Source organism: Allonocardiopsis opalescens, from assembly GCF_003002095.1.
In the GTDB taxonomy this organism is placed as follows: Bacteria; Actinomycetota; Actinomycetes; order Streptosporangiales; family Streptosporangiaceae; genus Allonocardiopsis; species Allonocardiopsis opalescens.
The window spans coordinates 290,349-306,777 of the sequence record NZ_PVZC01000001.1 but is presented as its reverse complement, the minus strand read 5'-3'; the positions used below and the strand labels follow the sequence as shown (position 1 = coordinate 306,777).

15 protein-coding genes are annotated in these 16,429 nt (G+C 75.4%); 10 read left to right on the top strand and 5 right to left on the bottom strand.

The window, feature by feature from the left end; all coding sequences use genetic code 11:
* The first annotated feature begins 174 nt into the window (after positions 1-174).
* From CLV72_RS01320 to mgtE, 6 genes are all read left to right on the top strand, one after another.
* On the top strand, positions 175-1,179 hold the full coding sequence (locus tag CLV72_RS01320; protein ID WP_106237796.1) for a chitinase: 1,005 nt from the start codon (positions 175-177) through the stop codon (positions 1,177-1,179).
* Between the two features lie 126 nt (positions 1,180-1,305).
* Complete coding sequence (locus tag CLV72_RS01315; protein ID WP_106237792.1) at positions 1,306-2,328, top strand: polyprenyl synthetase family protein; 1,023 nt, start codon at positions 1,306-1,308, stop codon at positions 2,326-2,328.
* Entirely contained in the window at positions 2,318-3,214 is an 897-nt protein-coding gene (locus CLV72_RS01310) for a deoxyribonuclease IV (protein ID WP_106237789.1), read from the top strand. The genes CLV72_RS01315 and CLV72_RS01310 overlap by 11 nt, the downstream gene beginning before the upstream one ends.
* Before the next feature lie 301 nt (positions 3,215-3,515).
* A complete protein-coding gene (gene add, locus CLV72_RS01305) occupies positions 3,516-4,604 on the top strand; it encodes an adenosine deaminase (RefSeq protein ID WP_106237786.1) in 1,089 nt (362 codons plus the stop codon).
* 182 nt (positions 4,605-4,786) lie between these two features.
* Positions 4,787-5,800: a hypothetical protein gene (locus CLV72_RS01300; protein WP_106237783.1), complete on the top strand. Its 1,014-nt coding sequence runs from the start codon at positions 4,787-4,789 to the stop codon at positions 5,798-5,800.
* A gap of 152 nt (positions 5,801-5,952) precedes the next feature.
* Positions 5,953-7,233 (top strand): magnesium transporter, encoded by a 1,281-nt coding sequence (gene mgtE / locus CLV72_RS01295; protein WP_211302736.1) that lies wholly within the window; start codon positions 5,953-5,955, stop codon positions 7,231-7,233.
* Between the two features lie 19 nt (positions 7,234-7,252).
* Here mgtE and CLV72_RS01290 read toward each other — a convergent pair whose 3' ends face one another.
* Positions 7,253-8,218, bottom strand: a complete 966-nt coding sequence (locus CLV72_RS01290) for a glycerophosphodiester phosphodiesterase family protein (protein ID WP_211302653.1) — start codon at positions 8,216-8,218, stop codon at positions 7,253-7,255.
* 39 nt (positions 8,219-8,257) lie between these two features.
* The gene (locus CLV72_RS32575) at positions 8,258-8,428 is read right to left on the bottom strand and encodes a hypothetical protein (RefSeq protein ID WP_211302652.1); all 171 of its coding nucleotides are present in this window, start codon (positions 8,426-8,428) and stop codon (positions 8,258-8,260) included.
* Positions 8,429-8,453: 25 nt separating this feature from the next.
* On the opposite strand from CLV72_RS32575, the gene CLV72_RS01285 reads away from it, so the two are divergent.
* Complete coding sequence (locus tag CLV72_RS01285) at positions 8,454-8,987, top strand: CGNR zinc finger domain-containing protein (RefSeq protein ID WP_106237778.1); 534 nt, start codon at positions 8,454-8,456, stop codon at positions 8,985-8,987.
* Positions 8,988-8,998: 11 nt separating this feature from the next.
* Here CLV72_RS01285 and paaN read toward each other — a convergent pair whose 3' ends face one another.
* Positions 8,999-10,690 (bottom strand): phenylacetic acid degradation protein PaaN, encoded by a 1,692-nt coding sequence (paaN, locus tag CLV72_RS01280; protein WP_106237775.1) that lies wholly within the window; start codon positions 10,688-10,690, stop codon positions 8,999-9,001.
* 120 nt (positions 10,691-10,810) lie between these two features.
* On the opposite strand from paaN, the gene CLV72_RS01275 reads away from it, so the two are divergent.
* Entirely contained in the window at positions 10,811-11,419 is a 609-nt protein-coding gene (locus CLV72_RS01275; RefSeq protein WP_211302651.1) for a TetR/AcrR family transcriptional regulator, read from the top strand.
* Between the two features lie 7 nt (positions 11,420-11,426).
* On the opposite strand, the gene CLV72_RS01270 is transcribed toward CLV72_RS01275, so the two are convergent.
* Entirely contained in the window at positions 11,427-12,404 is a 978-nt protein-coding gene (locus tag CLV72_RS01270; RefSeq protein ID WP_106237773.1) for an SDR family NAD(P)-dependent oxidoreductase, read from the bottom strand.
* Between the two features lie 122 nt (positions 12,405-12,526).
* Here CLV72_RS01270 and CLV72_RS01265 point away from each other — a divergent pair, with 122 nt between their 5' ends.
* Entirely contained in the window at positions 12,527-13,153 is a 627-nt protein-coding gene (locus CLV72_RS01265; protein WP_106237770.1) for a TetR family transcriptional regulator, read from the top strand.
* A 29-nt stretch (positions 13,154-13,182) separates the two neighbouring features.
* Here CLV72_RS01265 and CLV72_RS01260 read toward each other — a convergent pair whose 3' ends face one another.
* Positions 13,183-13,866 (bottom strand): endonuclease V, encoded by a 684-nt coding sequence (locus CLV72_RS01260; protein ID WP_106237768.1) that lies wholly within the window; start codon positions 13,864-13,866, stop codon positions 13,183-13,185.
* Positions 13,867-14,096: 230 nt separating this feature from the next.
* Between CLV72_RS01260 and CLV72_RS01255 the strand changes: the two genes are divergently transcribed.
* A complete protein-coding gene (locus CLV72_RS01255) occupies positions 14,097-16,421 on the top strand; it encodes a fused MFS transporter/spermidine synthase family protein (protein WP_211302650.1) in 2,325 nt (774 codons plus the stop codon).
* The last annotated feature ends 8 nt before the right edge of the window (positions 16,422-16,429 follow it).

Genomic DNA, 16,429 nt, shown 5'->3' with positions numbered 1-16,429 from the left:
ATTGACGCGGCGAAACCGGATCATTACACTGCGGCAACCAGTAGGAAAGTTTCCTATTTAATTCGTTCACCTCGTCACCGCCTGCGCGGCCGCCGCACGCGCGCCGCCGGGCGGCTCACCGGACCGCCGCGTCCGGACGTCCTCCGCTGTCCCCGCTCACACCGAGGAACGACCGTGAACAAGCCCCTCACCCGAAGACTCGCCGCGCTGCTCGCCGCCGGAACGGCCGCTCTGGCGCTCTCGGCGTCCACCCTGACCGGCACCGCGGCGGCCGACCCCGCCCCGGCCGCCGACGACCCTGTGCCGCTGGCCGGCCAGGCCGCCGCCCCCTACCTCTACTACGGCTGGGGCAGCCCGCCCAACGCCACCCAGATCATGGCCGAGACCGGCGTCACCTGGTTCACCCTCGCCTTCATCCTGTCCGACGGCAGCTGCAACCCCGCCTGGGACGGCAACCGCCCGCTGAACGGCGCCGACGCCCAGCGCATCAACGAGATCCGCGCGGCCGGCGGCGACGTGATCCCGTCCTTCGGCGGCTGGGCCGGCAACAAGCTCGGCGAGTTCTGCTCCACCCCCGAGGCGCTGGCCGGCGCCTACCAGCGGGTGATCGACGCCTACGACCTGCGCGCGATCGACATCGACATCGAGGCGTCGGAGTTCGAGAACGAGGCCGTGCAGGACCGGGTGCTCAACGCGCTGCGCATCGTCAAGGAGCGCAACCCGGGCATCCAGACCATCGTGACGATGGGCACCGGCGCCAGCGGCCCGAACTGGTGGGGTCAGCGCCTGGTGCGGCGCGGCGCCGAACTCAACGCGCAGGTCGACGTCTGGACGCTGATGCCGTTCAACTTCGGCGGCGGCTCCGACATGGGCCAGGCGACCATCACCGCGATGGAGGGCCTGAAGAACCAGCTGATGAGCACGCACGGCTACTCCGAGGCCGAGGCATACCGGCACATGGGCATCTCCTCGATGAACGGCGTCACCGACGTCGGCGAGACCATCACCCAGGCGCACTTCCAGACCATGCTGAACTACGTGCGCACCAACAGCCTGGGCCGCTTCACCTTCTGGTCGCTCAACCGCGACCGCCCCTGCGCCGGCGACCCCAGCGCGTGCAGCGGCATCGGCCAGCAGCCCTGGGAGTTCACCCGCATCATCGCGCAGTACAACGGCTGATCCCTCCCTCATCTCCCGTTCTCATCCCCTGTGTCCCCGCGCCCCGGCACCACTGCCGGGGCGCGGGCGTTGTTGTGGTACGAACACCGGGGGATAAAACCACGGGGGACCCGAGGAGGACGACGGATGCCCATACCCACCGCGCACCGGGGCCAGGCGCCGCTGACGCGCATCGAGGCGGTGGACGGCGCGCTCACCGCCGCGCTGCGCGCGGGTCTGGAGAGGGTCGAGCGGGAGCTGCGCAGCAGCCTGACCGACCCCGACGACCCCTTCCTGTCGGCGGCGGCCGTGCACCTGATCGACGCCGGCGGCAAGCGCTTGCGCCCGCTGATCGTGCTGCTCGGCGCGGAGTTCGGCGACCCGCGCCGGCCGGGGGTGGTGCAGGCGGGGGTGCTGGTGGAGCTGGTGCACGTCGCCTCGCTCTACCACGACGACGTGATGGACGAGGCGCCGGTGCGCCACGGCGTGTCCAGCGCCAACAAGCGGTGGAACAACAGCGTCGCCGTGCTGGTCGGCGACTTCCTGCTGGCCCGGGCCGCCGAGATCGGGGTGGGCCTGGGCGACGAGACCATGCGCATGCAGGCGCAGGCCATCAACCGGCTGGTGCGCGGCCAGATCCTGGAGACGGTCGGCCCCGGCGAGGGCGACACGGTGGCGCACTGCATCGAGGTGATGCGGGACAAGTCGGCGGCGCTGCTCGCGCTGGCGGCCCGGCTCGGCGGCGTGGTCGGCGGCGCCCCGCCGGAGGTCTGCCAGGCGCTGGCCACCACGGGCGAGCAGCTGGGCATCGCCTTCCAGATCTCCGACGACCTGATCGACATCCTGACCGCCTCCCCGGCGTCGGGGAAGACCCCCGGCACCGACCTGCGGCAGGGGGTGCTGACCATCCCGGTGCTGTACGCGATGCAGGGCGAGGGGCCCGGACCGCGGCGGCTGCGCGAGATCCTGGCCGCCGGCCCGGTGACCGACGACGCCCTGGTGGCGGAGGCGCTGGAGCTGCTGCGCGGCTCCGAGGGCCTGGAGCGGGCAGCGGCCGACGTCACCGCCTACGCCGACCGGGCCCGCCAGGCGCTGTCCCTGCTGCCGGCCATCCCGGCCCGCCAGGCGCTGGAGGAGCTGTGCGACTACATCGTCTCCCGTGACCGCTGAGCCCGCCGCCCCGGTCTCCCCGGTCGGCGCGCACGTCCCGGTGGCCGGCGGGCTGGCCCGCGCCGGGCTCTCCTACGCCGAGGAGGTCGGCGCCGAGGCCGTGCAGGTCTTCGTGGGCAATCCGCGCGGCTGGGCCGCCTCGCCCGGCCGCCCCGACCAGGACACCGCGCTGCTGGCCCGCATCGCACTGGACGGCCTGCCGGTGTTCGTGCACGCGCCGTACCTGGTGAACCCGGGCACGCCCCGCGACGACCTGCGCGAGCGCTCCCGCGCCTCGCTGGCGCACGCGCTGGCGCGCGGGGCGGCGATCGGCGCCCGCGGCGTGGTGGTGCACACCGGATCGGCGGTCGGCGGCACCCGCGAGGAGGGGCTGGCCCGCACCCGCGAGACCCTGCTGCCGCTGCTGGACGCGCTGCCGCCCGACGGCCCCGACCTGCTGCTCGAACCGATGGCCGGGCAGGGCCAGGTGCTGTGCGCCCGCGTCGGCGAACTGGTGCCCTACCTCGACGCGCTGGACCGGCACCCCAAGGCGGGCGTCTGCCTGGACGCCTGCCACGCCTTCGCCGCCGGCCACGACATCGGCACACCCGGGGGCATGGCCGCCCTGCTGGACGAACTGGTGGCCGCGGTCGGCCCGGGCCGGCTGCGACTGGTGCACGCCAACGACGCCAAGGACGACTGCGGCAGCCGCCGCGACCGGCACGAGAACATCGGCGCCGGCCGCATCGGCGCCGAGCCCTTCGCCACCCTGTTCCGCCACCCCGCCTCGGCGGGCGTGCCGATCGTGGTGGAGACCCCGGGCCCGGCCGGCCCGCACGCCGCCGACATCGCCACCCTCAAGCGGCTGCGGGACACCGCCCCGGCCCCGGCCTTCCGGAGGGCCTGACAGGACCGGAGCCGCGGCACCCGGCCGTACCGTCCGAGTGCGGCCGCACGTCGGGGAGCCGTCCGCCACAGCGGGCGCCGACCCGCTTGCCGCCGCGGCCCCCGCCCGGCTAGCGTCGTGTCCATGGCACACAAGGACCTCACCTCGGCGCTCGCCTGGTGGGTCGTGCCGCCCCTTCCCCTGTACGGCCAGGACCACGAGCGCGGCGACCTCGCGCCCTGAAGCAGCGGCCCGTACCGGCCGGCGCCCCGCGCCGCCCGGTCTCCCGCCGCCCCTTCCACGTCCAGCCCAGGGAACCGCCATGTCCGCACGCCCGTACGCCGCCGCGCCCGCCGACCCCCTCGCCGCCTTCGCCGCCGCACTCCCCAAGGCCGAACTCCACCTGCACCTGGTCGGCTCCGCCGCGCCCGCCACCGTCGCCCGGCTGGCCGCCCGCCACCCGGCCGCCGGGGTGCCCGCCGACACCGGCGCGCTGCGCGAGTTCTTCCGCTTCCGCGACTTCCCGCACTTCATCGAGGTGTACCAGGCGGTGCACTCGCTGGTGCGCTCCGCCGAGGACGTGCGCACCCTCGTCACCGGCCTCGCCCGCGACCTGGCCGCACACCAGGTCCGCTACGCGGAGGTGACGGTCACCCCCTACACCCACCTGCGCGACGGCCTGGACGGCGACGACCTGCTCGACGGGCTGGCCAGGGGCCGCGCCGAGGCGGCGGCCGAGCACGGCGTCGACCTGGCCTGGTGCTTCGACATCCCCGGCGAGCGCGGTCCGCGGGCCGGGCTGGAGACCGCGGTCTTCGCACTGCGCAACCGGCCCGAGGGCCTGGTCAGCCTGGGCCTGGGCGGCCCGGAGCTGGGCGTGGGCCGGGCCCTGTTCACCGAGGCGTTCACCCTCGCCAGGGAGGCGGGGCTGCACAGCGTGCCGCACGCGGGCGAGACGACGGGTCCGGCCACGATCTGGTCCGCCCTGCACGACCTGGGCGCCGAGCGGATCGGCCACGGCACCAGCTGCGTGCACGACCCCCGCCTGCTCGACCATCTGGCCGAGCACCGGGTGCCGGTGGAGGTCTGCCCCACCTCCAATGTGCGCACCCGCCAGGTCGGCTCGATCGACGCCCACCCGGTGCGCCGGATGCTCGACCACGGCCTGCTGGTCACCCTCAACACCGACGACCCGCCCATGTTCGGCGCGACGCTGACCGGCGAGTACCTGGCGGTGGCGCGCAGCCTCGGCCTCGGCCGCGACGAGCTGGCCGCGCTGGCCCGCAACGCCGCGCGGGCCGCGTTCATGGCCGAGCCCGCCCGCGCCCGGCTGCTGGCGGAGATCGACGGGTTGGTGGCCGCGACCCCGTGGACCTACCCGCCCGCCCCGGACGAGGCCGCGGAGGCGTGACGTCGGCGGCGCACGGCCCACCCGGCACGGCCCCCGGCCCGCGTCAGACGGAACGGGCCGAACCGGACCGGCCACGGCACCGACGCGGAGGCCCGTCGGTGGCACCGCACGACGCACCCCGCACCGCACCACGGCCCACCCCCGCCCGGACCGGATACGACACCCACGAGGAAGGCGCGACGATGACGACCCACGACGCACCGGAGACCCTGGACGCGGCCGACCGCGCCGAGCTGGCCGGACTCAACGAGGCGCGGCTGGCCGGCGCGGGCCCCGCCGCGGCCGAGCCGCTGGCGCGCGGCGCGGCCGGCTGGTTCTACCTGGCGCTGTGGGCCTTCGGCGCCGGGCGCACCGCGGACGCGGCCGGCCACGCCGCACGGGCGGCGCGGCTGGCCCCCGGCCACACCGTGTACCCGCACGCCGCCGCCCACCTGGCCGAGCGACGCGACGCGGGCCCCGCCGAGGTCTACACCTCCCCCGACGCCTTCGCCGCCTACATCAGGGGCGGCGGCAACGTGCCGCTGTACGCGGCCGCCACCGCCGCGCTGGCCGGGCGGTACCGGCGGCTGCGCCCGTCCCGGCTGCTGGACGTCGGCACCGGCGACGGCCGGGCGCTGCTGCCCGCGCTGGACGCCGCCGCCGAGGGCGGCGCGGTCCCGGTCGGCCGCGTCGACGTGCTGGAGCCGTCGGAGGCGATGCGGACCGCGACCGAGGCGGAGCTGGCGCGGCGCGGGGTGCCGTTCCGCTCCTTCGGCACCACCGCGCAGCGCTTCGCCGCCGAGAACGGCGCCGAGCGCTGGGAGCTCACCCAGTCCACCTTCGCGCTCCAGTCGCTGCCCCCGGCCGACCGCCGCGAGCTGCTGGCCTGGCTGCGGCCCAGGACCGAGCGGCTGCTGGTGGTGGACTTCGACAGCGCCGTGCCCGCCGACCCGCTGGAGCCGGAGTACTTCGCGGGCCTGCTGGCCCGGCTGGCCCGCGGCATCGCCGAGTACGGCGACGACCGCGCGCTGATCGCCCGCGGCTTCGTGCTGCCGGTGGTGCTCGGCCCCTTCGGCGCCGACGCCGAGCGGACCAACTACGAGCTGTCCCTGCCGGAGTGGACCGCCGAGCTGCGCGCGGCCGGCTTCGAGGTGGCCGAGCCCGAGCTGCTGGACCGCTACTGGTGGAGCCCGGCGTACCTCATCGAAGCGGCCTGAGAGCGACACTCCGGGCCGCCCGGGGCCCCCGTCCCCGCCGCTCCCGCACCCCTGCGCCATGCTCGAAGGGGTGTGATCACGCGACGGACAGGGGGTGAACCGTGCCGGACGAGCCGCTGCAGGAACTCGTGGAGCGGGAGGACCTGCCGGCGATGCGGGCCTGGCTGGCCGAGCGGCCGCCGTACCTGATCGCCGACGAGCTGACCCGTACCGGCAGTCCCGGGGCCGCCGTCGCCTTCCGGCTGCTGGACAAGGACCGCCAGCTGGAGGTCTTCGAGGAGCTGGACCCGGCCCACCAGCAGGAGATCCTGCTGGGGCTGCGCGACTCCGCCTTCCGCGAGGTCGTGGAGCGGATGGACCCCGACGACCGGGCCAGGCTGCTCGGCGAGGCGCCCGCCACGGTGGCCCGGAGGGTGCTGGCCGGGCTGAGCCCGGGCGAGCGGCGGATGACGGCCGCGCTGCTGGGCTACCCGGAGGGCTCCGTCGGCCGGTACATGACGCCGGAGACGGTGGCGCTGCGGCGCGGGCTGACGGTGGCCGAGGCGCTGGAGGTGATCCGCGAGCGCGGACCCGACGCCGAGACCGTCTACACGCTGCCGGTCGTCACCGACAGCCGCCGGCTGGTCGGGGTGGTCTCGCTGCGCGCCCTGGTCACCAGCGAGCCCTCGGCGGCGGTGGCGGAGCTGCTGGCCGGCGACGCGCTCAGCGTGCACGCCACCGACGACGCCGAGGAGGCGGCCCGGCTGATGCAGGAGGCGAACCTGCTCGGCCTGCCGGTGGTGGACAGCGAGGAGCGGCTGGTCGGCCTGCTCACCATCGACGACGCCGTGGAGCTGATCGAGGCGGCCGACACCGAGGACATCGCCCGCCAGTCCGGTGCCAGCCCGCTGAGCGGCCACTACATCAGGGCGACCGTGTTCGCGCTGGCCCGAGCGCGGGCGCCGTGGCTGCTGCTGCTGATCGTGGCCGCCACCCTGACGGTGAACGTGCTGCAGTTCTTCGAGGCGACGCTGGCGCAGGTCACCGCGCTGGCGCTGTTCATCCCGCTGCTCGGCGGCACCGGCGGCAACACCGGCTCCCAGGCGGCCACGGCCGTGGTGCGGGCGCTGGCCGTCGGGGAGGTGCGGGCGGCCGACCTGCCCCGGGTGATCTGGCGCGAGGCGCGGGTGGGGCTGGTGCTGGGCGCGATGCTGGCCGTGGTCGGGCTGCTGGTCGGGACGCTGCTGGTCGGGGCGGAGATCGCGGTGGTGGTCGCGATCTCCATCGTGGCGATCTGCTGCTGGGCGTCGGCGATCGGCGGCACCATGCCGCTGCTGGCCAAGAAACTGCGGGTGGACCCCGCGGTGATCTCGGCGCCGCTGGTCACCACGCTGGTGGACGCGACCGGGCTGGTGATCTACTTCCTGGTGGCCAGGGCCGTGCTGGGGGTCTGAGCGGCCGGGGCGGCGGTCGTCAGCAGGCGGCCATCCGGGCCCGCGCGGCGTAGAGGTGGTCGGGCTGGTCGGCGAAGGCGCCGTCGATCCCGGTGGCCAGCACCGCCTGGTAGAAGCCGAGGAAGTCGCCGAGCACGGCCGGCTCCGCGCCGTTGCGGAAGGCGGCCGGCAGGTGCGCGTTCTCGCTGCGCAGGGTGTAGGGGGTGACGAGCAGGCCGCGGGCGTGCGCCTCGGCGACCAGCGGGGTGGGTTCGCCGGGCACGCCGTCGGACTCGATCGGCAGCACCAGGCCGAGGTCCGGGCCGATGATCTCGGCGTAGCCGGCCACCTCGTCCAGGCCCTCAGGGGTGGCCAACTCCGGGTGACGGGAGCCGATCAGCTGCACCAGCGGCACGGCCGTGCGCGCGTCGAGCCGGCGCAGGCTGTCGGGCTCGAAGGACTGCACCGCGACGGGCGCGTCCGGGCGGTTCCAGCCGCGCGCCTCGATGGCGGCGGCGACCCGGTCGACCAGGTCCAGGCCGATGGCGGCGAAGTAGCCGGGGTGCTTGATCTCGGGCATGACGTGCACGGTGCGGCCCAGGTGCGCCGACATCTCCTCGGCGAGGTCGCAGATCTCGCCGAAAGTGGGCACCGTCTCGACGCCGTCCAGCAGGGCGTTGCCGGGCCGCAGGCCGGGGATGCGCTCGACCGCGCGCAGGGTCCTGATCTCGGCGAGGGTGAGGTCCTCGCTGAACCAGCCGGTGGCCTCGCGGCCGTCGACGGTCTTGGTGGTGCGCCGGGCGGCGAACTCCGGGCGCGCGGCGATGTCGGTGCTGCCGCTCAGCTCGTTCTCGTGCCGGGACACCAGGTGGCCGTCCCTGGTGGCGACCAGGTCGGGCTCGATGTAGTCGGCGCCCAGCAGGGCGCCGAGCCGGTAGGCGGCCAGGGTGTGCTCGGGCCGGTGCCCTGAGGCACCGCGGTGGGCGATGATCGCGGGTCGGCGCACGCCCCAACCTTAGGGGGACGGCGGCCGCGCGTCACCGGCTCAGCCGTGCGCGGCCGGGGCGGGCCGCTCGGTGCCGGGGAGGGGGTGCCCGGCCAGCTCCACCTGCCAGCGCCCGCAGGCGCAGCGCAGGTATCTGACGATGCCCTGGCTGGTGTAGTGCGAGGACACGAGGGTCTGCCGGTGGCCTTCCAGGAGGCAGCGCTCATCCATGCCTCCAGCGTGCTGTAATAGCCTTATGCAGTTCAACACTTACGGCGGCAATGGCGCCTCCCTGGCCGTGGCGCTGGTGAACACGGCCGACCACCGCCCGGCGGCACTGGAGGGGCTGCTGGCCGCGCACGAGATCCAGCGGCCGGAGCTGGACGCGCCGCAGGCCGCCGAGCTGGCCGCCTGGGCGCGGCGGCTGGCGCCCGTCTTCGGCGAGCGCGACCCCCACCGCCAGGCGCAGCTGGTGAACGCGATGCTGGCCGAGGCGGCGTCGCGGCCGCAGGTCTCGCTGCACGACGGCCGCCCGGCCCACCTGCACTACATCAGCGACCACGCCGACACCGCCGCCCGGGTGCGCGCGGTCACCGCCAGCGGGGTGGCGCACGCCATCTGCCAGGCCGGCGGCGAGCGGCTGAACCGCTGCGAGCGCGAGGGCTGCGCGGTCGTCTTCCTGGACACCTCGCGCAACGGCCGCCGCCGCTTCTGCTCGGTGCGCTGCGCCAACCGGGTGAACGTGGCCGCGCACCGGGCCCGCCGCGCGGACCCGGCGGGCGGCCGCTGATACACCGCCGGTCAGGCGTGCCTGCGCACCTGCACGAAGGTGAAGCGCCCGGCCACGAAGCCGGGGTCGGTCAGCGCGGCGGTGGCCGCCGGATTGGCGCCGCTGCCGTGGTAGTCGCTGAAGGCGGCCGACTGGTTGACGAAGACCGGGCCGGTGAGGTTCTCCGACAGGTTCACCCCGGCGTCCAGTGCGGCCGACCGCGCCGCCGCCAGCACCTCGGGATCGGTGGAGTACACCGACGCCGTCAGCGCGCCGCGCTCGGCCACGGTCTCGCGCAGCAGCCGCAGCGCGTGCGCGGTGTCGTCGGTGGTGATCACGAAGGAGATCGGGCCGAAGTGCTCGCGGCCGTACACCTCGCTCGCGTCGGCGTCCAGGGCGACCACGGTAGGCGTGCGCACGACGGCGTCGGGGAACTCGGGGTGCGCGAGCGCCCGCGAGGCCAGCACCACCTTGCCGAGCGCGGCCGCGCCGTCGAGCCGGTCCACCACGCCCTGGTTGGCCAGGGCGCCGAGGGTGCCCGCCGCCTTCGCCGGGTCGGCCAGCAGCCGGTCCAGCGCGGCGGCGAGGTCGGCGGCGAACTCGCCGGGGCCACGGCGGCCGTCGTCGGTGGCCACGCCCTCGCGCGGGACGTAGATGTTCTGCGGGGTGGTGCACATCTGCCCGCTGTAGAGGGCCAGCGAGAAGGCCAGATTGCCCAGCAGGCCCCGGTAGTCGTCGGTGGAGTCCACCACCACGGTGTTGACGCCCGACTTCTCCGTGCTGACGAAGGCCTGCACGGCGCTGCGCTCCAGCCAGTCGCCGAACTCGGTGGAGCCGGTGAAGTCCACCACCCGCACCTCGGGCCGCAGCGCCAGTTCGGCGGCCAGCCGCTCGCCGTGCTCCTCGGCGGCCAGCAGCACCGCGTTCGGGTCCATACCCGCCTCGGCCAGCACCTCGCGGGCGATGGAGACGGTGAGGGCCAGCGGCAGCACCGCGCCGGGGTGCGGCTTGACGATCACCGGGTTGCCGGTGACCAGGTCGGCGAAGATCGCCGGATAGGCGTTCCAGGTCGGGAAGGTGGTGCAGCCGATGACCAGGGCGACGCCGCGCGGCACCGGGGTGAAGCTCTTCTCCATCACCAGCGGCTCGCCCTTGCGCTGCGGCTTCTCCCAGCGGACCGACGCGGCGTAGCGGGTCTGCGCCTCGTAGGCGTAGGCCGCGGCCTCCAGCCCCCGGTCCTGGGCGTGCGGGCCGCCGGCCTGGAAGGCCATCACGAAGGACTGCCCGGTGGTGTGCTGCACGGCGTGCGCCAGCTCGAAGGAGCGCGCGTTGATCCGGCGCAAAATCTCCACCGCGATCCCGGCGCGGGTGTCGGGCCCGGCGTCGCGCCAGCCGGGCAGCGCCGCGGTGGCGGCGGCGATCAGGGCGTCGGGATCGGCGCGCGGGTAGCTCACGCCCAACTCGATCCCGTAGGGCGAGCGCTCGGTGGCGACCCGGCCGCGCTCTCCGGGCTGGTCGAGCGGGAAGGGACCGCCGAGCAGCCGCTCGAAGGCGGCCTTGCCCTCGGCCGCCGCCGTCTCGCCGTACACGCGCGGGCTCGGCGACTCCGGATAGGCCGAGAAGTACGCGCGCTCGCGGACCGCGGCGACCGCCCGCTCCAGCAGCTCGCGGTGGACGGCGTGGAAGTCCGGGCGCCCGCCCGGTGTGCTGCTCGGCTCGCCCATGGATCCTCGCCCTCCTCGTCGCCCGACCGGTCCGCTAGGGCATTACTAACCGAACATTCGGTCGGTTTCAAGGGCGGCCGGGTGCGCGCCCGCCCCGGGGTGCGGCCATAATCAGGGGATATGTCATCCTCTGCGGCCACGGGACCGCGCCGCCTCGGCCGGCCCGGCCACGACTCCGCGTCGGTGCTCGCGGTGGCGGTGCGCGTCTTCAACGAGCGCGGCTACGACGGCACCAGCATGGAGGACCTGGCCCGCGCGCTCGGCCTGAGCAAGTCGGCCATCTACCACCACGTCTCGGGCAAGCAGGAGCTGCTGCGCCGCTCGCTGGACCGGGCGCTCGACGCGCTCTTCGCCGTCACCGAGGAGGAGCCGGCCCGCACCGGGCCGGCCGTCGACCGGCTGGAGCACGTGCTGCGCGGCAGCGTGCGGGTGCTGGTGGCCGAGCTGCCGCACGTCACCCTGCTGCTGCGGGTGCGCGGCAACACGGAGGTGGAGCGCGAGGCGCTGCGGCGCCGCCGCGCCTTCGACCGCTTCGTGGCCGAGCTGGTGCGGCGCGGGGTCGAGGAGGGCGACGTGCGCCCCGACATCGACCCCGCGCTGACCAGCAGGCTGCTGTTCGGGATGGTGAACTCGATCGCCGAGTGGTACCGGCCCGGCGGGCGCACCGGAACCGAGCAGTTGGTCGCGGGCGCCACCACCCTCGCCTTCGCCGGGCTGCGCCGCGGTTAGCCCGCGCTCAGCCGCGCATGCCGTCGACCATCGCCCAGACCTGGTCCGCGGTCGCCCCCTCGGGCAGCACGCCGGAGGCGCGCAGCGTCCGGAGCAGCCGCTCGGCCGGGTCCTGGTAGGGCAGCGCCCGCACCGCCCCGGCCACCCCCTCCACCGTCCACCGCCCCTCGGCGGCGGCGGTCTCGCCCGGCTCCCAGGGGCGCAGTGAGGTGACGGTGCCGCCGAATGCGCTGAACACCTGGCCGGTCAGCGGGCAGCCGGCGCTGACCAGGTAGGCGGCGAGCGGCGCGATATTGGCGGGGTCGTAGGGGTCGAAGCCCTCGGCCGCCGGCTCGTCCCCGACGGCGGGCACCGACGCCGTCATCCGGGTGCGGGTGCGCGAGGGCGCCACGCAGTTCACCCGCACGCCGTAGCGCCGCAGCTCCAGGGCGGCGACGGTGGTCATCGCCGCGATCCCGGCCTTGGCGGCGGCGTAGTTGCTCTGGCTGGGCAGCGGGTTGAACAGCCCCGAGCCCGACGAGGTGTTCAGGATCGCGCGGTCCGCCGCCGCACCGGCCCCGTGCCGCTCCCGCCAGTAGGCGGCCGCCCACCTGTTCACCGCGAAGGTGCCCTTGAGGTGCACCGCGACGACCGAGTCGAACTCCTCCTCGGTCATGTCGGGCAGCATCCGGCCGCGCTCGATCCCGGCGTTGTTCACCACGGCGTGCAGCTCGCCGAAGGCGTCCACCGCCGCCCGGACCATCCGGCGGGCGGCCGCCCAGTCGGCGACGCTGCCGGTGTCGGCCACCGCGCGCCCGCCCGCCGCGGTGATCTCGGCGGCGACCCGCTCGGCCGCCCCGGCGTCCTCCGGCCCGCCGTCGACGGCGCCGCCGGTGTCGTTGACGACGACCGCCGCCCCCTCGGCCGCGAACAGCAGGGCGTAGGCGCGCCCGATGCCCCGGCCCGCCCCGGTGACCAGCACCACCCGCCCGTCCAGGCTTCCCATCCCGTCCTCCTGTCGCCGCGGTGCCGCGGCACCGGCTCGAAAACTGCATTGAGTGCAAGTTAGCATCATCTGCCGATCAGCATGATGTGCGGGATGGCAGCGGACGCACTAGGCTGCCGGCCATGGCCGAGGGCATGCGCGAGCGCAAGAAGCAGCGGACCCGCAGGGAACTGGTCGAGGCGGCGATCCGGCTCTTCGACCGGCAGGGCTACGAGCAGACCACCGTGGCGCAGATCGCCGCCGCCGCCGACGTCGGCACCCGCACCTTCTTCGGCTACTTCCCGAGCAAGGAGGACGTGCTCTTCGCCGACGCCGCGGCCTTCACCGAGGCCGCGCTGGCCGCCGTCGCCGACCGCCGCCCCGGCGAGCACTACAGCGAACTGCTGGTCCGCGTGGTGCGCCAGGCCCTCGCCTTCGACGCCTCCGCCGTAGGACTGGCCGGCGAACTGCCGGCCGTCCGCGTCCGGCTGGTGCTGTCGGTCCCCGCCCTCCAGGCGCGCGCCCTGCGGCAGCTCTTCGCCATCCAGGCCCGGCTCGCCGAGGCGCTGCACCGCGCCTACCCAGCCGAACTGGACGAGTACGCCGCCGCGGCGGCCGTCGGCGCCCTGGTCGGCGCGGTCGTCAGCGCCGGGCTCGCCGTGCGCTCCGCCGACCCGGACGCCGACCACGCCGAGATCGAGCGCGTCGTCGGGATCGGCCTCGCCACCGCGCTGGCGGGCATCGGCCCCGACCGGCGGCCGGCGGGCTGACCGCCCGGGCTCCTCGGCCGCGCGGTGCCTCAGCCGCCCAGGCGCGCCCTGAGCACCGAGCGGCACAGCCGGTCGGCCTGGCGGGTGGTCTCCGGCAGCCGGTAGCGGGGTGTCAGCGCGAGCACCTGGTCCACGGCCGCGTCCAGCTCGACGCGGTGGCCGGTGGAGACGTACACGGGCTTGACGCCCGAGCGGGTGCGCAGCACCGCCCCGACGGTCTCGCCCGCGTCGACCAGCGGGCTCCGGTCGCCGCGGGCCGGGCCGGGCGGTGCGTGCGTGCCGACGAAGGCGGTCTTGGCCACGCCGATGGAGGCCAGGCCGGTCAGCACGCCCAGGTGGCAGGCGAGGCCGAACCTGCGGGGATGGGCGCGGCCGTGGCCGTCGCAGACCAGCAGCTCGGGCACGGCCGTCAGCCGCTCCAGCGCGTCCAGCAGGGTCGGCACCTCGCGGAAGGCGAACAGCCCGGGCACGTAGCCGAAGGCGGGCCGGCCCAGGGCGTGCGCGCTGTCGACCACCTCCAGGGTGACGGCGTCGAGCACCACCACCGCCGCGGCCAGCACGGAGTCGTCGGGCGCGTAGGCGACGTCCAGGCCCGCCACCCGGGCGGGCCGCACCGGGCGCGCCGGACCGGGGCGGACCAGTTCGCGCAGCCGCAGCTGCTCCCGCTCCGCCTCGGCCGGCGTGGCCGGCCGGCCGGATCTCGCGTCGGGCATGGCCCCATTCTGCCGGTGCCCGGCGCCGCTCCGGCCGCGCCGGCCGGGCGTCGCGGAGCCATCACGGAACGGCGACGCCCGGCCCGACCGTTCGTTTACCGACCGGCCCCACCGGTAGCGTCGGGACGGACCCCGTGCGCGGACCGGCCGGACGGGCGGGTCCGGCCCCCGCCGGGGAGCTGCCGGGGCGGCCGAAGCAGGCGGCCGAGGACGAGGGAACGAGGGAATCCGTGTCGCGTCGTGTCTGGCTCACCCGGATCGCCGTGGTGCTGGGTGTGGTCTTCGGCGCACCGTCGCTGCTGGTGGCCTCGGCTCCGCCCGGCGCCGAGCCGGCCGCCGACGGCGCCATCGCCGCGGCCACGGCCGAGCCGGCTTTGGGCGCCCCCCAGGTGGTGGTGATCGGCGTGCCCGGCGTGCGCTGGGACGACATCACCCCCGAGGGCACCCCCACCCTGTGGGGCATGGTGGGCGACGCCGCACTGGCCAACCTCTCCATCCGCACGGTCACCTCGCGCACCTGCCCCGTGGACGGCTGGCTGAGCCTGTCGGCCGGGCAGCGCGCCACCTGGCCGCGCGCCGACCACAGCGTCTGCGAGCTGCCCGAGGACCCCGACATCGACGGGTCGAGCGCGAGCTACCCCGGCTTCGGCAAGATCGCCGCCTACAACGCCGACGAGACCCAGTACGGGGCGTCCATCGGCCTGCTCGGCGAGGCGGTGCAGGACGCGGGCGGCCGCACCCTCGCCGTCGGCTCCGGCGCGGTGCTGGGCGCCGCCGACGCCGACGGCCGGGTCGACTACTACGCCACCCGCCCCACCAGCGTGCCCGAGGACGAGTGGGCCCGCGCCTCGCTCGCCGCCGTCGAGATCGACGACCTGGTCCGCGCCTACCTGCCGCCCGAGCCGGTCGACGAGGAGGACGGCGAGGAGCCCTCAGAGCCGGCCGAGGTCGAGGAGCAGGACCGCGACACCCTGATGACGGAGGTGGACGAGGCCGTCGCCGAGACCATGGCCGAGGTGCCGCCCAACGCCACCGTCATCGTGGCCGGGATCTCGATGGACCGGGGCGCCTCGGAGCTGACCTCCCTGCTGGTCTCCGGCCCGGGCGCCGACGGCGGCTACACGCACGCCTTCCTCACCTCCGAGTCCACCCGCCGCGAGGGCCTGGTCACCCTCACCGACATGACCACCGCGGTCCTGCGCGAACTGGAGCTGGGCCCGGTGCCGGGCACGGTCGGCCGGCAGTGGACGCAGGTGGCCGCGCCGGCCGAGGCCGAGGCGGTGGCCGACCTGCGGGCCGTCAACACGGCCTCCAGCGTGGTCGGCACGATGATGGCGCCCTTCTTCACCGGCCTGGTCACCGTCCAGCTGGTCATCTACGCGGCCGCCGCCGTGGTGCTGCGCCGGGAGTGGGGCGAGCAGCGCCGGCCCAAGGTGCTCGCCGTCACCAAGGTGGTGGCGCTGGCCGGCGCGGCCGCCCCGGTCGCCGCCTACCTGGCCAACCTGGTGCCGTGGTGGCGCTCCGACCTGGCCGCCCTGGCCATGATCGCCACGGTGCTGGTGGCCGACGGGATCGTGGTGGCGATCGCGCTGGCCGGGCCGTGGCGGCGGTCGATCATCGGCCCGGTCACCATCGTGGCCGGGATCACCGCGGGCGTGCTCTTCACCGACATCGCCACCGGCGCCCGCCTCCAGCTCAACAGCCTGACCGGCTACTCCCCCGTGGTCGCGGGCCGCTTCTACGGCCTGGGCAACATCGCCTTCGCCACCTTCGCCACCGGTGTGCTGATCCTGGCCGCCGGACTCGCCCACTTCCTGATCAGGTCCGGGCACCGCCGCTGGGCGGTGGCGCTCACCCTCGCCGTCGGGCTGGCCGCCATCGGCCTCACCGGCTGGCCCGGCCTGGGCACCGACTTCGGCGGCGTCATCGCCCTGGTGCCCGGCATCGCCGTCACGGCGCTGATGGTGGCCGGGCGCCGGGTCACCGTGCTGCGCTTCGTGCTGATCGGCGGCGCGGGGCTGGTGCTGGTCTTCGGGCTGGCCTTCCTCGACTACCTGCGCCCGCCCGACGAGCGCAGCCACTTCGGCGCCTTCATCGGCCAGGTGCTCAACGGCGAGGCCGTCAGCGTGGTGCTGCGCAAGCTGGAGGCGACGCTGGGCACCCTCGGCAACTGGCCGCTCACCCTGCTGGCCGCCTGCGCGCTGCTGTTCCTGTTCGGGGTGCTCAACCGGCCGCTGAACTGGAAGGCCGGCGCGCTGCAGCTCGCCTACGAGCGGGTGCCCGCGCTGCGAGCCGGGCTGACCGGCGCGCTGGTCACGGCCATGGTCGGCTTCGCCGTGAACGACTCCGGCATCGCGATCCCGGCACTGGCCCTGACCATCGCCACCCCGCTCGCGCTGTACGCGAGCGTGCGCGCGATGGAGCTGGGCAAGCCCGCCGCGACGGACCCCGGCCCGTCCGGCGGCGGCCCGAACGGGGGCACGCTGGGTCCGATGCAACGGATGATCGCGCTGCGGCGTCTCAGGGAGGTCGGGCAGCGGCCCGGAACTTCCTGACGAGGAGC

Excerpts from the sequence above, each read along its gene's own strand:
- CLV72_RS01315 (WP_106237792.1), top strand. The coding sequence starts at position 1,306 with ATGCCCATACCCACCGCGCACCGGGGCCAGGCGCCGCTGACGCGCATC.
- add (WP_106237786.1), top strand. The coding sequence starts at position 3,516 with ATGTCCGCACGCCCGTACGCCGCCGCGCCCGCCGACCCCCTCGCCGCC.
- CLV72_RS01300 (WP_106237783.1), top strand. The coding sequence starts at position 4,787 with ATGACGACCCACGACGCACCGGAGACCCTGGACGCGGCCGACCGCGCC.
- mgtE (WP_211302736.1), top strand. The coding sequence starts at position 5,953 with ATGCGGGCCTGGCTGGCCGAGCGGCCGCCGTACCTGATCGCCGACGAG.
- CLV72_RS32575 (WP_211302652.1), bottom strand. The coding sequence starts at position 8,428 with ATGGATGAGCGCTGCCTCCTGGAAGGCCACCGGCAGACCCTCGTGTCC.
- CLV72_RS01285 (WP_106237778.1), top strand. The coding sequence starts at position 8,454 with ATGCAGTTCAACACTTACGGCGGCAATGGCGCCTCCCTGGCCGTGGCG.
- paaN (WP_106237775.1), bottom strand. The coding sequence starts at position 10,690 with ATGGGCGAGCCGAGCAGCACACCGGGCGGGCGCCCGGACTTCCACGCC.
- CLV72_RS01275 (WP_211302651.1), top strand. The coding sequence starts at position 10,811 with ATGTCATCCTCTGCGGCCACGGGACCGCGCCGCCTCGGCCGGCCCGGC.
- CLV72_RS01270 (WP_106237773.1), bottom strand. The coding sequence starts at position 12,404 with ATGGGAAGCCTGGACGGGCGGGTGGTGCTGGTCACCGGGGCGGGCCGG.
- CLV72_RS01265 (WP_106237770.1), top strand. The coding sequence starts at position 12,527 with ATGGCCGAGGGCATGCGCGAGCGCAAGAAGCAGCGGACCCGCAGGGAA.
- CLV72_RS01260 (WP_106237768.1), bottom strand. The coding sequence starts at position 13,866 with ATGCCCGACGCGAGATCCGGCCGGCCGGCCACGCCGGCCGAGGCGGAG.